We start from the raw sequence: 12,230 nt of genomic DNA, 5'->3' as shown, positions 1-12,230 counted from the left end.
ATCTTAATGAAGTTAAATATTCTGCAAGAACGATTGATCAAAATATGAACAATATAAAAATTGTGTATGGAATCCATGCTGTGCGAGTTCTTTTAGAAACGGCGCCTCACACTGTTATCAATTTGCATGTGCAAAAAAATCGGGAAGATCAACGTTTACAATCCCTTATAAAAATAGCTGAAAAATCAGGTGTAATTGTTAAATATATTTCTCGCAAGGAATTAAATATTTTTTGGGGAAAACATCAGGGAATAATTGCTGAATGTAAAAATTTTGGAAGTCTTGATGTAAATGTATTACAAACTGTAATAAGAAATCGTGAGACCTCTGTATTATTATTAATTCTCGACGGAGTAAAAGATCCACATAATTTAGGTGCTTGTTTTCGAAGTGCTGAGGCGTTGGGCGCCCAGGCTGTGATTGTACCTAAGGATTGGGCGGTTGGAATAACGCCTGTTGTTCGCAAAGTGGCGTGCGGCGCGGTTGAGATGCTTCCCTTTATTCGCGTGACGAATTTAGCGCGTACCATTCGTTGGCTTCAAGAACAAGGGATTTGGATCATTGGGACCGCGGCCGATGCGGATTCGCACATTCAAGATATTGATTTAACAGGAGATGTAGCTATCGTTTTGGGCAGCGAAGGCAAAGGGATACGTCATTTAACAAAGGAATATTGCGATTTTTTAGCACAAATTCCTCTGCGAGGTAGTATAGAAAGCTTAAATGTTTCTGTGGCGTGTGGAATTTGTTTGTACGAAGTAGAACGGCAACGGATGCTCATTAATCAAGTTATCGGATAAGAGTAGTTATATAAGCTTAATGATTTATTTTGTTTCAGCCCATTGAATTTTAAGAAGTTGTGTTTCTTCCTAGTGAATCTCCTTTAAATTTAGTGTCTAACTTTTTTAACAATTTGTTGAGGATTGACTCATCGTCTGGTTGTTGTTGGCGACTAAGAGCGCTGTGAATGGTCAAATAAACTTTTAAACGATAATAATTTTCAAAATTTTTGACAGTAATAAACGACATAGAAATATTTAAATTGACAAAACGATTGCTAAGTTCTGACAAGGGTTCTTGATCTTTTAGTTCTTTTATTTCAATTTCTGAGAGGAGAATTGAGAGGAAAACATTTTTTAAGTTTAGTGCCATGGCTAATTGTTGGCTCCACGTCTCTTGTTTTTCTTGCCATTGGTTGTGATGAGAATTGGTAAGATCATTCAATTTTTGTTGCACTTCGTTTAAACTTTCAGGAAAAATTTTTTCTAATTCTTTTTTTCTAGACTATTTTCGCGAGGATTATTTTTGAAAATATCATCTCGAATCACTACTAAATAAAGACATGCTTTTGTAACGGAACCGTAGCCAATTAATTTTTGCTTCAAAAAGATTATAAAGATCCATTGAGCATATCATTTAATTTCTGATCTGAAAGTAAAGTTTATTCTTTTTTTGTTTTTGTCTTATCTTTAATAGGTTTTATCATTTTTAATATTTTTTCTTGTAGCGTTTGCCATTCGTTAATTAAAAAATTAGCGTTAGTGGAGAAAAAAATTATGATTAGCGATACCAATACCTCATGAAAGAATTTTATTGATTTTTTTTAATTTCTCTTTGCAGTTCGATATATTTTTTAATAAAACCTTCAATTGTTTTAAGCGCATAAGAATTTTATGTTTGTAACTCAATAAATATTTTACGGTTATCGTTTAAATTTTGTTCTATAAAAGCTAATAAATTACAATAACCGACAATATCGATTTCTATCGATCGTGAATCGATTGCTTTTAAACAGCATCAAATGAAATAAGTAATACTTCGTGATTTGGCTACCAATTTATCATGTTGATCAGGTGTCATTTCTAAAACTTTAATTTTTTCTTAAAAAATAATTTTTCTAAAAAAAAATCATACACATTATAGAGATCCCTCTCGGGATGCATGACTATCTTCAATCGTTGATCTTTTTTGAATGAATCAGGGCCGAATAAGGGAGGTATGGATAGCAATAATATCAGTAGAATTGGGTAGATGCATTTACATCACTTATACGAGGTAACTGTTTTACGGAACAAAAATTGATAATGCTAGTGCTCTTTCCTAATTTAGCTTGTAATGCTTTAAATTATTTCTTCAAAAGAGCGAATAGCTAAAGTGACAAAATAGTTTATAATTTTAAGAGAATTTTAAGAGTAGTGAAATAACTAGAAGATTGTCTTTTTTTTAGAAACAATATCATAAACTTTGACGTTGAAATCAGGGAGAAATAATTGTGCTAGTAATGCGCTAAAACTACCACGGCCTAAAATATTAACTATGTTACTCATTTTCTTCATAACGCTTGACACTTAAAAATAAAATCAGATTGTTTTTAAGATCGTGAATGTCTTTCTTTAGAGAATTGTAAGTCATAAAGTTATACACAAGCTTTATTCGCAATAACAGCTGCGGTTTTCGGAAATTCACAGGCCTTCAAGAGGAGAGCGGATTCTGCTGTGTCATTCTCATCGATGATAGGGAAGCCTTAAAAATTCGTCGTTAAAAATTGAAGACATTGACTCAGAGCCTGACGATGAGAATGAATTTCCGTAATTTGTTTTATTGAAATTCTAAGAAGAGTAATTAAATTTTGACTCGCTGGAATGTGAAACATATCTACAATTTGAAAACGATATTTAGCCAACGCTTCGATACTCTCAATAACGATGCCGACCTGGACATTTTTTATAGTAAAAATGCCAAAATCAATTTCTTTATTTTTAAGAGCTCGAAATAAATTTTTTGAAGATATCAAATAATTAAGTGAAAAATTTGTAATCTTATATGTCTTTGCGAATTGTTGAGCTTCAATTTTAGAAAAACTACCTTTCGCCCCTTGGATGCCAATCGATTTCATTTTTTTAATTCCGGATAATTATTAATTTTCAGATCTCGACATTTTTTCATGATGGATTTAAAAATAGTGGCGACTTCTTCCGCCAGTAAAGGTCATTTATTCTGAGTAGTGATTTTTTTTCTAAAATTTCTGCTTTCCGTTTAGGACGATAAAATTTCGTAAGCTTCCCATCTTCTGCTATCTTGACTTTCACAATTTCTAACGCGTATTGTGCCCTTTGATTAAGCAAATCATGAATTTGATAATCTATTTCGTCGATTTTTTTTTGGGTAGTTTAATTAAAGCTTCACTATTATTGGACACTCGTTTTCTCTTCATTCTCGTGACGCCGGGCAATAACAGCTTCAGCCAATTTACTAAATGCTATTTCTGTGTCTTCCCAGGAAATACAAGCGTCAGTGATACTTTGTCCATACTTTAGCAGTTTACCAGATTCTAGAGCTTGTTTGCCTTGAATTAAATTGCTTTCAATCATGATGCCAAAAATTGAGAGATTTCCTTGATGGATCTGCTCGCAAATTGAATCTATAACTTGCATTTGTTTTTTATGATCTTTGCCACTATTACCATGGCTGCAATCGACCATTATCGAGGGAGATAAATGGGCCGACTTTAATCTTTTTACAGTTTCTGCAATTGTTATCGGGTCATAGTTAGTGCCTTGAGTGGAACCACGCAAAATAACGTGACTGTCTTGATTACCTGTAGTGCTGATAATAGCGGCGATGCCCTGTTCAGAGACACCCAAGAAATGATGGGAGTGATGAGCAGTAAGGACAGCGTCAATAGCTACTTGTATGCTTCCTGCTGTTCCATTTTTGAAGCCAATGGGCATTGAGAGTCCTGAAGCGAGTTCTCGGTGGATTTGACTTTCAGTGGTTCGAGCTCCGATGGCTGACCAGGTCGTTAAGTCGGAGATGTATTGGGGAATAATAGTGTCTAAAAATTCACTACCAGTGGCCACTCCTAACTGATTGATATCTAAAAGCAAACGTCGGGCGATCCGTAAACCTTGATTAATTTGAAAACTGCCATCCAAATGGGGATCGTTTATTAAACCTTTCCATCCAATAATGGTGCGAGGCTTTTCAAAATAAACTCGCATGATAATAAATAATTCACTTGAGTATTGGGCCATGCAGTCTTTAAGGCGAGAAGCGTATTCCAGAGCAGCTGCAAAATCGTGTATGGAACAAGGGCCGACAACCACCAACAGGCGATCATCTTCTCCATGGATAATGCTTTTCGCGGCTGTTCGTGCTTGGTTTATCTGGCTGGCAATTGTATCTGTTAGGGGTAACTCTTCGATAAGAAGAGCGGGAAGGATCAAGGGCCGTATAGTTTTTATTCTTAAATTGTGTGTTTTTTGCATAATAGCGACCTTTTAAAGTCTGTGTTTAAACTGATTATGGCGAATTTGAAAAGGTAAAAACAGATAATTAGAGCTTTTGAGCGCTAAACCAAAAAAGAATAAAAAAAGAGATAAACTCTGTGTTGTAAGGTCATAATATTTTTTTACCATCCTTATTGCTAAATTGTCGAGAATTCTTTCATCATATGGCAGTAAAATCACTAAGCCAGAATTTTTTGAAGTTTTGTCTGCATATTTGATTATATGCTATTCTTGATACAAAATGACTTTTTCATTTTATTTATATGGAGTAAAAAAATAAAAGTGAAAACTTTTGGAAAGTCCCTTATCGGTGTTTTAGCAATTTTTTTATTAGTAGTAGGCTGTAGACCTCCTCGTTAAACAGAATTCGTTGTTCATCCAGCAGGTGCTTGGAGCAATTACCGATGTGTTGCTGGTAATATCCATTTTTCTGCACAGCCGATGGGATGGTTGGGCAACGACGAAAGCAGGTGCTCGCATGAACGCGCTAGGTAAATGTACTGCTCCATAGCTGATTCCCAAGTAATTGTCATATCCTCCATTGCAGCATGAGATAATATCTGAGGTGGAGCTGTCGTCTTGTTATTGCCATCATGATAAGATGGCAGCTCAACCAAACAAAATGGAGATACTAGATGCTAAACCTAGGTTTCGCAATTTTATTTTTTTAATTTTTGGAGTAATTTGTATGGCCCTCTTATCAGGTTGCAGGGCTCCCCCCCGATGGTCTCCTATCGGCCCTCATTCATAGATTAAATAATGGTATACATGCTGCGTTAAAAACCGTGCTCGGCCGGGGCTTTGGAGCGGTACTTCGCACAATCAGTTTCATGCTAAATCCTACCACTTTTACTCATTGTGATCGGTTGGTTCAGTGGCAGGCTAGATATGTGCTATTTTAGCTATTGTAAAAGATGGTAATCTTTTGGTTAGCTTTTAAGCTGGTTGTTAATTAGCTATGACAAGCCTTAGTTTAATTTCAAAGCTGTACGCCTTCATCTACTAAGTCACTGGTTTTACACATTAGGGCTTGTATCACTCCATTTTTAGGGGCGGTGAGAGTATGCTCCATTTTCATGGCTTCTAAGATAAGTAGACAATCGATTTTTTTACTGATTGATTAGGTTCAACAAAAATTCAATAACAGTTCCTGACATGGGAGCAATAAATTGATTATCAGTAATTTCTTCGTTAGTCATTGAAGCCTTAGGATTTTTCTTTGAAAGTACAAAATGGCTCGCTTTATAAAAGATATGCCAATCTTCTTCACAAAGAATGGCTGCTGCTTCTAAAACTTGATTGTTGTAAATAATTTTAAACTGTTGATGATTTTGCTTTTGCTCATTAATCAAAAATGAACGCTCAAGAAGAATTAATTCATCACCATTGGGCTTTTCCATAGCTTTAATTTCGAAGCTATCTTCTTTATACCAAAATTGTAATATTTTTTTAGGCAGTGAAAACAAACGCCAATTGTCGTGAATAAACAACGGGGAGTAAGGATCTACTGATTGGAAAGCTAATTTTTTAATTGTCGTTTTTTATTGCTGCAACTCGGTGAAACAAACAATTAATAAAATCTCGTCAGGTAATAATTCTTTTTTAAGAATTCTGGAGATTTCAGCTTCAACTAATGTTATATGAATTTTAGCCTCTTTAAAGGCTTGAGTTCCACAAATTTTGTGGGGAAAGGATCTATTTGTATCGATTCCAATAATAAAATTTTTTTCTAAGGTATTTTGTAATAATTGTAAAGCAGTTGCTCGATCTTTTTGGTGAACAATTAATTTGGCGATGAGGGGGAGTAATAGGGAGTAATAATATCATTTTGAGTGACTCCCGTATCGAACCGTATTCATTCCTCTTCGGGAGGTAAGTCAAAGTAAGTTATTTTTCCAATAGAGGCAGCGAAATTATTTTCGCGATCTACATAAATCCACGCTTCAAAAGCATCTCCTGTTACTTTGATTTGCTCTTAGAAACAAGGAAAGAGATTCGCCGCTAGCGATTCTAAATTACCATTCTAGCAAATCTAATCTAGTTATAATTTCCATTACCGGATGCTTAACCTGTAAACGAGTATTCATTTCCATGAAGTAAAAATTTTCTGACTGATCTACCAGAAATTGGACCGTTCCGGCGCCTTCATAATTAACAGTTTTGGCTGCTGTTATAGCAGTTTCCCAAATTTTTTATCGGGTAGTTTTTTAAAATTGTGCGGTAATCTCTTCCTTAATAATTTTTTGGTGGCGACGTTGAATAGAACAATCTCGATTGAATAGATAAATGCCATCACCTTTCTGGTTCAGAAAGATTTGCACTTCCAGATGGCGCGCCGGTTTTATATATTTTTCCAGAAAACAGTATCATCATCAAAATTGGATTTTGGTTCGCGTTGCGCGGATCGCAGTGCGTTTTCCAAGTCGTTACTATTGCTCACCAAATGCATTCCTTTCCCCCGCCGCCAGAAGCTGCTTTAATTAAAAGAGGGAATCCTATGCTTATAGCTTACTCCTGCGCAATATGTTTAAATCTTAGAAAGTATCTTGATAACCTGGCACCACCGGAACACCCGCTTTTTCGATTAATTGCTTGGCTTCGCGTTTGTCTCCCATAACACTAATAGCTTGAGGAGGGGGACCAATAAAAATAATTTCTTTTTGTTGGCATAGACTGGCAAATTTTGCATCCTCAGATAAAAATCTATAACCGGGATGAATAGCTTGCACTTTTGCTTCCAGCAAAACAACGTCGATAATTTTTTGACGATTTAAATAACTTTTTGCAGGAGGAGGAGACGGACTGATCAAAAAAGACTCATCAGCTAATTTGACATGACGCACCTCTTTATCAATCGAAGAATAAACTACAACAGTCTTAATGCCATATTTTGTAGCCGTTTTAATTATTCGACAAGCAATTTCGCGGCGATTAGCAATTAATAATTTGCGAAATATAGAGATTCTGAACTCCTTAACTACTGATTAGACTTTATTTTTTAAAAATACTTGAATTCTATCTTGAGCTTCCTTGGAAGAACGAATGGTAGCTAACAGCGCTGCAGTTTGCGAAATAACAGTTTCGTTAATTGGATACAAATTATTGAGCAATTGTTTGACTTGATATAAAGCTTGTGGACCATTTTGGATAATTAATTTAGCGAGATTTTTTCCAGTTGTTAGCAATTCATTCTGATTAACAACGTGGTGGAGAAGTCCTAATTTTTGCGCTTCTAAGGCATTGAAAAATTCCGCCGTTAGAAAATAGCGGCGAGTAGCGTTATATCCAATAGCGCGAATGATGTAAGGTGCAATAGTTGTAGGGGTTAGTCCTAATTTAACTTCTGAAAAACAAAATTTAGCATCGGTAGAAGCAATCACAACGTCGCAGCAAGCAATTAAACCAATACCTCCCCCAATAATATTTCCTTGAACTAAGGCGATATTAGGTTTCGACAAGTGATTAATCAATTGCAAAAGGTGGGCAAAAGCGAGTGCATCAGCTTCGTTTTCTTCACGAGTGAATTTTGCCATACGTTTCATCCAATTTAAATCGGCACCCGCGCAAAAATTTGTCCCCTCCGCATTGATAATAATGACTTGACACGTTTCTTCGTGATTTGCTTGTTGTAAAGCTTGTTTTAATTCAGAAATAAATTGCTCATCAAACGCATTATGTTTTTCAGGACGGTTAAAAGTAATTAAACCTATATTTTCTTCATAACGTTGGCGGATATAAGTAAATTCATTCATGATTATCCTTCTTTTTCTACATTCGAAAAATTCCAAAACGGGTTTCCCGAATAGGTGCATTTAGGCTTGCAGAAATGCAAAGACCTAATATTCGACGAGTGTCGAGAGGGTTAATAACACCATCGTCCCATAGTCGAGCACTGGAATAGTAAGGGTTAGCTTGTGCTTCATAATTAGTCCGGATACTGGCTTTAAATTGAGCTTCTTCTTTTCCATCCCATATTTCGCTGTGCCGTTTCATTTGGTCGCGTTTCACTTGTGCCAAGACGTTTGCAGCTTGTTCGCCCCCCATAACTCCAATACGTGCATTAGGCCACATAAATAAAAATCGTGGATCGTAACCACGACCACACATAGCATAATTTCCTGCACCGTAACTATTTCCAATAATAACAGTGAATTTCGGAATCTCTGTACATGCGACAGCATGAACCATTTTGGCACCATGTTTAGCAATGCCTGCATTTTCATATTTTTTACCGACCATAAAACCGGTGATATTTTGCAAAAAAACTAGAGGAATTTTACGTTGACTACATAATTCGATAAAATGGACACCTTTAAGCGCAGATTCGGAAAAGAGAATGCCATTATTGGCAATAATCCCTATAGGATAACCATAAATATGTGCAAAGCCACAAACTAACGTGGTTCCGTACAATGCTTTAAATTCTTCAAATGAAGAACCATCAACCAATCGAGCAATAATTTCGTGAACATCATAAGGTTGCCGGGGATCCGTGTTAATGATTCCTAAAAGTTCTTCAATAGGGTAAGCAGGTTCTTGAGGAGTGCAAATATAAAGGGAGATATTTTTTTTACGGTTCAGGTTATTTACAATATTTCGAGTTAATTTGAGTGCTTGCCAGTCATTTTCAGCTAAATAGTCAGCTACACCAGAAAGTCGACAATGAACGTTGGCGCCTCCCAATTCTTCGCTAGTAACCACTTCGCCTATTGCTGCTTTTACGAGAGGGGGGCCACCCAGAAAAATAGTCGCTTGATTTTTTACCATGACTACTTCATCCGCCATTGCAGGGACATAGGCTCCTCCTGCAGTACAGGATCCCATAACGACAGCAATTTGTGGAATATTTTTGGAAGACAAACGCGCTTGATTATAAAAAATATGACCAAAATGATCGCGATCAGGAAAAACTTCATCTTGCTTGGGTAAGTAAGCTCCGCCAGAATCGACGAGATAGATACAGGGGAGGTTATTTTCTTCTGCAATAGTTTGAGCACGTAAATGTTTTTTTACACTAATAGGGTAATAGCTGCCGCCTTTAACGGTAGCATCATTAGCTACGATTACGCATTCTTGTCCCGCAATTTGGCCAATTCCACTGATGACGCCTCCTGCAGGCACAGTGTCATCGTAAAGTTGATAACCAGCGAGAGTAGAGAATTCTACGAAAGGAGAACCCGGATCCAATAAATGATCGATACGTTCTCGTACTAATAATTTTCCTTGTTCCCGTTGACGGTTGCGAGCTTTTTCCGGGCCTCCTTGCTTAATTTCAGACAGCACTCTTTCCAGTTCTTGAATCTGTGCGTCCATGGCGTTTTTGTTATTCTTAAATTCATCGCTGTTAGTTTTTATTTTCGAAATAATTTTTGGCATAGATGATCTTTTTCCTTTTAACACCTCATACTGATCCTAACCTCCCCGAAAAGGAAGGAGGGTGGGAGAGTTAGATAGGTTTTAAAAAGTTTCTCTTTTAATTGCAATGGCTGTTGCTTCTCCCCCGCCGATGCATAAAGAGGCGATGCCGCGTTGCAAATTATTTTTTTGTAAATAGAGAGTAAAGTGACCATAATGCGCGCGCCAGAAGCCCCCGATAGGATGACCTAACGCACAAAGCCCCTCCGTAGAGATTAACTTTTTTATGCGGTAAACCAATTTCTTTAATAGCTGCCATTTTAACAAGCGGCAAAGGCTTCGTTAATTTCAAATAAATCGACCTCTTCTTTTTTCCAACCAATTTTTCCTAATAAGCCTTGGATAGCGTTAATTGGTGCTGTTGTAAACCAGGCAGGCTCTTGGGCATGAGTGAAATGGCCGACAATTTTTTCCATTGGTCGGATATTCAATTTTTTTGCTTCTGAGAGTCGCATGAAGATTAGTGCCGCTGTGCCATCTGAAATGGAGCTGGAGTTTGCTACTGTTACTAATCTATCTGGTTTAAAAGCAGGCTTTAAATGGGGGATTTTTTCTGGGTTAGCTTTCAGAGCATTTTCCATCATGAATAACTTCAATAGTTTCTTTAATAACTTCAATAGTTTCTTTCCCGTGTTTTACTGTAATCGAAACAATTTCTTGCGAAAAAGTCCCATCTTCGTTTGCTTTTTTTGCTCGAGTTAATGATGTAAGAGTAAAATCATCCAGTTCTTTTCGCGAAAATTGATATTTATTGACATAATATTTTTCTGCAAATACACCAATGGCTTTTCTAGTATCATATGCATCCTCTAAGTCATCCAGAATCATGTGGTCATAAATTCGGTTGTGTCCCCCAGTCGATAACTAAAAGGAGCTTTCATAAGGAGATAGGGGGCCACAGACATATTTTCCATACCGCCAGCAACAACATACTCATAAGAGCTGGCGAGAATCCCATCATGGGCTAACATAATAGCTTTCATCCTAGAGCCATACATCTTGTTAACAGTGGTGTAGGGAATATTCGCCGGAAGCCCTGCTTTTATAGCGGCTTGCCGAGCGGGCGCTTGTCCCTGCTTGGTGGAGAGTACACAACCTATAATGACTTCGTCGATATTTTCTGGCTCAAGTCCGGCGCGTTCAACGGTCGCTTTGATTGCTGCAGTGCCTAATTCACTCGAAGGGGTTTCTTTGAAATACCCGCCATAATGGCCCATTGGCGTACGCGTGGCGCTTACGACAACAATTGGATCTTTTATCATTGTTTACCTTCTTGAAAGAGCTCACGGCCAATTACAATTCGTCTAATTTCTGATGTACCCGCACCGATTTCGTATAATTTAGCATCACGCAAAAATCGTTCTACCGGAAATTCCGTAATATATCCATTACCACCTAAACATTGAATAGCTTGCAAAGCCACTTGGGTAGCATTTTCAGCAGCAAACATCAACGCACTGGCGGCATCTTTGGGGTAAATTTTCCCACGATCGGCCGATTGGGCTACCGCATATACGTAAGATCGGCTGGCGTTTAATGCGGTATATATATCAGCTATTTTAGCTTGAATCAATTGAAATTCACCTATAGATTTTTTAAATTGTTTGCGTTCATGAATATAAGGTAACACATAATCCAAACAGGCTTGCATTATTCCCAAGGGTCCACCGGCGAGAACAAGCCGTTCGTAATCAAGCCCACTCATCAATATGGGAACACCCCGATTAATTTCCCCCAATACATTTCCTTTGGGCACTTTGCAATTATCAAAAACTAATTCGCAGGTATCTGATCCACGCATCCCTAATTTATCGAGCTTTTGAGCAGTTCGATAACCTTGGAAATTTTTTTCAATTAAAAACGCACTGATGCCACGTGACCCGACGGTGGGATCAGTTTTGGCATATACAATTAGCACATCCGCTTCAAAACCATTCGTAATCCACATTTTAGTGCCATTTAAGATAAATCCATCTGCTTCTTCTTTGGCGGAGAGGCGCATACTAATGACGTCGGAGCCCGATTCGGTTTCGCTCATAGCCAATGCACCAACATACTCTCCGCTAATTAACTTGGGTAAATAACGTTGTTTTTGTGCTTCCGTACCAAAACGACTCAGTTGATTAACGCATAAATTAGAATGGGCACTGTAACTTAATCCAACGGAAGCCGAAGTACGACTAATTTCCTCCATAGCAACTACATGGGCAAGATAGCCCATATGGGTGCCCCCGTATTTTTCATCGACCGTAATTCCCAAAAAACCTAATTCACCCAACTTGGGCCAAAGATCGCGTGGGAATTGATTCGTCACATCTATTTCCCTTGCTCGAGGAGTAATTTCTTGTTCAGAAAACTGTTGTACTCCTTGGCGTAGCATGTGAACGGTATCATCGAGCTGGAAATTGATTCCGTGAATCATGTTATGATTACCTTAGTATAATGGAGCTCAGTTACTCTCGTAAGCAACATAGGTGACTATTTTCATTTTCAAATAAATACCTGAGTTACTTAGCGGGAAGTTCC

The 12,230-nt window shown here is 37.4% G+C and carries 16 protein-coding genes and 1 pseudogene; 1 reads left to right on the top strand and 16 read right to left on the bottom strand.

From position 1 onward, the window contains the following. The first annotated feature begins 44 nt into the window (after positions 1–44). Positions 45–800: a 23S rRNA (guanosine(2251)-2'-O)-methyltransferase RlmB gene (rlmB, locus tag CleRt_RS05015; RefSeq protein WP_082160438.1), complete on the top strand. Its 756-nt coding sequence runs from the start codon at positions 45–47 to the stop codon at positions 798–800. Positions 801–849: 49 nt separating this feature from the next. On the opposite strand, the gene CleRt_RS09150 is transcribed toward rlmB, so the two are convergent. From CleRt_RS09150 to CleRt_RS04970, 16 genes and pseudogenes are all read right to left on the bottom strand, one after another. Continuing rightward, a complete protein-coding gene (locus CleRt_RS09150; RefSeq protein WP_082160437.1) occupies positions 850–1,236 on the bottom strand; it encodes a hypothetical protein in 387 nt (128 codons plus the stop codon). A 1,288-nt stretch (positions 1,237–2,524) separates the two neighbouring features. Further along, positions 2,525–2,896 (bottom strand): prephenate dehydratase domain-containing protein, encoded by a 372-nt coding sequence (locus CleRt_RS12045; protein ID WP_235378877.1) that lies wholly within the window; start codon positions 2,894–2,896, stop codon positions 2,525–2,527. Between the two features lie 46 nt (positions 2,897–2,942). After that, complete coding sequence (locus tag CleRt_RS14130; RefSeq protein WP_082160436.1) at positions 2,943–3,155, bottom strand: chorismate mutase; 213 nt, start codon at positions 3,153–3,155, stop codon at positions 2,943–2,945. Positions 3,156–3,188: 33 nt separating this feature from the next. Continuing rightward, positions 3,189–4,268, bottom strand: coding sequence for a 3-deoxy-7-phosphoheptulonate synthase (locus CleRt_RS04995; RefSeq protein WP_048875304.1), 1,080 nt, complete (start codon positions 4,266–4,268; stop codon positions 3,189–3,191). Positions 4,269–5,268: 1,000 nt separating this feature from the next. Continuing rightward, a complete protein-coding gene (locus CleRt_RS12040) occupies positions 5,269–5,361 on the bottom strand; it encodes a biotin/lipoyl attachment domain-containing protein (protein WP_235378876.1) in 93 nt (30 codons plus the stop codon). A gap of 37 nt (positions 5,362–5,398) precedes the next feature. After that, positions 5,399–5,689, bottom strand: a complete 291-nt coding sequence (locus CleRt_RS12035) for a hypothetical protein (RefSeq protein ID WP_235378875.1) — start codon at positions 5,687–5,689, stop codon at positions 5,399–5,401. Between the two features lie 141 nt (positions 5,690–5,830). Next, positions 5,831–6,073, bottom strand: a complete 243-nt coding sequence (locus CleRt_RS12030; RefSeq protein WP_235379215.1) for a hypothetical protein — start codon at positions 6,071–6,073, stop codon at positions 5,831–5,833. A 231-nt stretch (positions 6,074–6,304) separates the two neighbouring features. Further along, a pseudogene (locus CleRt_RS12025) lies at positions 6,305–6,610 on the bottom strand (ATP-binding protein). Between the two features lie 213 nt (positions 6,611–6,823). Continuing rightward, positions 6,824–7,195 carry a biotin carboxylase N-terminal domain-containing protein gene (locus tag CleRt_RS12020; protein ID WP_235379214.1) on the bottom strand — a complete coding sequence of 124 codons (372 nt, stop codon included), beginning with the start codon at positions 7,193–7,195 and terminating at the stop codon, positions 6,824–6,826. A 78-nt stretch (positions 7,196–7,273) separates the two neighbouring features. Next, positions 7,274–8,041 carry an enoyl-CoA hydratase-related protein gene (locus CleRt_RS04985; RefSeq protein WP_048875303.1) on the bottom strand — a complete coding sequence of 256 codons (768 nt, stop codon included), beginning with the start codon at positions 8,039–8,041 and terminating at the stop codon, positions 7,274–7,276. A gap of 16 nt (positions 8,042–8,057) precedes the next feature. Next, positions 8,058–9,665, bottom strand: a complete 1,608-nt coding sequence (locus CleRt_RS04980; RefSeq protein WP_048875302.1) for a carboxyl transferase domain-containing protein — start codon at positions 9,663–9,665, stop codon at positions 8,058–8,060. An 81-nt stretch (positions 9,666–9,746) separates the two neighbouring features. Beyond that, a complete protein-coding gene (locus CleRt_RS13370) occupies positions 9,747–9,971 on the bottom strand; it encodes a hypothetical protein (protein WP_306686607.1) in 225 nt (74 codons plus the stop codon). After that, entirely contained in the window at positions 9,965–10,288 is a 324-nt protein-coding gene (locus CleRt_RS13365) for a thiolase family protein (RefSeq protein WP_306686606.1), read from the bottom strand. The genes CleRt_RS13370 and CleRt_RS13365 overlap by 7 nt, the downstream gene beginning before the upstream one ends. Further along, on the bottom strand, positions 10,263–10,532 hold the full coding sequence (locus CleRt_RS13360) for a thiolase family protein (protein WP_306686605.1): 270 nt from the start codon (positions 10,530–10,532) through the stop codon (positions 10,263–10,265). Before CleRt_RS13360 ends, CleRt_RS13365 begins: the two co-directional genes overlap by 26 nt. Further along, a complete protein-coding gene (locus CleRt_RS13355) occupies positions 10,529–10,966 on the bottom strand; it encodes a thiolase family protein (RefSeq protein WP_306686604.1) in 438 nt (145 codons plus the stop codon). Before CleRt_RS13355 ends, CleRt_RS13360 begins: the two co-directional genes overlap by 4 nt. Further along, positions 10,963–12,126: an isovaleryl-CoA dehydrogenase gene (locus CleRt_RS04970; RefSeq protein WP_048875301.1), complete on the bottom strand. Its 1,164-nt coding sequence runs from the start codon at positions 12,124–12,126 to the stop codon at positions 10,963–10,965. Before CleRt_RS04970 ends, CleRt_RS13355 begins: the two co-directional genes overlap by 4 nt. Positions 12,127–12,230 lie beyond the last annotated feature (104 nt).

The sequence above is a fragment of the Candidatus Coxiella mudrowiae genome (genome assembly GCA_001077715.1).
GTDB lineage: Bacteria > Pseudomonadota > Gammaproteobacteria > Coxiellales > Coxiellaceae > Coxiella > Coxiella mudrowiae.
This window is presented reverse-complemented; position numbering and strand designations above follow the sequence as displayed.

Excerpts from the sequence above, each read along its gene's own strand:
- rlmB (WP_082160438.1), top strand. The coding sequence starts at position 45 with ATGAACAATATAAAAATTGTGTATGGAATCCATGCTGTGCGAGTTCTT.
- CleRt_RS13355 (WP_306686604.1), bottom strand. The coding sequence starts at position 10,966 with ATGATAAAAGATCCAATTGTTGTCGTAAGCGCCACGCGTACGCCAATG.
- CleRt_RS04985 (WP_048875303.1), bottom strand. The coding sequence starts at position 8,041 with ATGAATGAATTTACTTATATCCGCCAACGTTATGAAGAAAATATAGGT.
- CleRt_RS04995 (WP_048875304.1), bottom strand. The coding sequence starts at position 4,268 with ATGCAAAAAACACACAATTTAAGAATAAAAACTATACGGCCCTTGATC.
- CleRt_RS04980 (WP_048875302.1), bottom strand. The coding sequence starts at position 9,665 with ATGCCAAAAATTATTTCGAAAATAAAAACTAACAGCGATGAATTTAAG.
- CleRt_RS12035 (WP_235378875.1), bottom strand. The coding sequence starts at position 5,689 with ATGGAAAAGCCCAATGGTGATGAATTAATTCTTCTTGAGCGTTCATTT.
- CleRt_RS13360 (WP_306686605.1), bottom strand. The coding sequence starts at position 10,532 with ATGATTCTGGATGACTTAGAGGATGCATATGATACTAGAAAAGCCATT.
- CleRt_RS13365 (WP_306686606.1), bottom strand. The coding sequence starts at position 10,288 with ATGATGGAAAATGCTCTGAAAGCTAACCCAGAAAAAATCCCCCATTTA.
- CleRt_RS12040 (WP_235378876.1), bottom strand. The coding sequence starts at position 5,361 with ATGGAGCATACTCTCACCGCCCCTAAAAATGGAGTGATACAAGCCCTA.
- CleRt_RS04970 (WP_048875301.1), bottom strand. The coding sequence starts at position 12,126 with ATGATTCACGGAATCAATTTCCAGCTCGATGATACCGTTCACATGCTA.
- CleRt_RS12045 (WP_235378877.1), bottom strand. The coding sequence starts at position 2,896 with ATGAAATCGATTGGCATCCAAGGGGCGAAAGGTAGTTTTTCTAAAATT.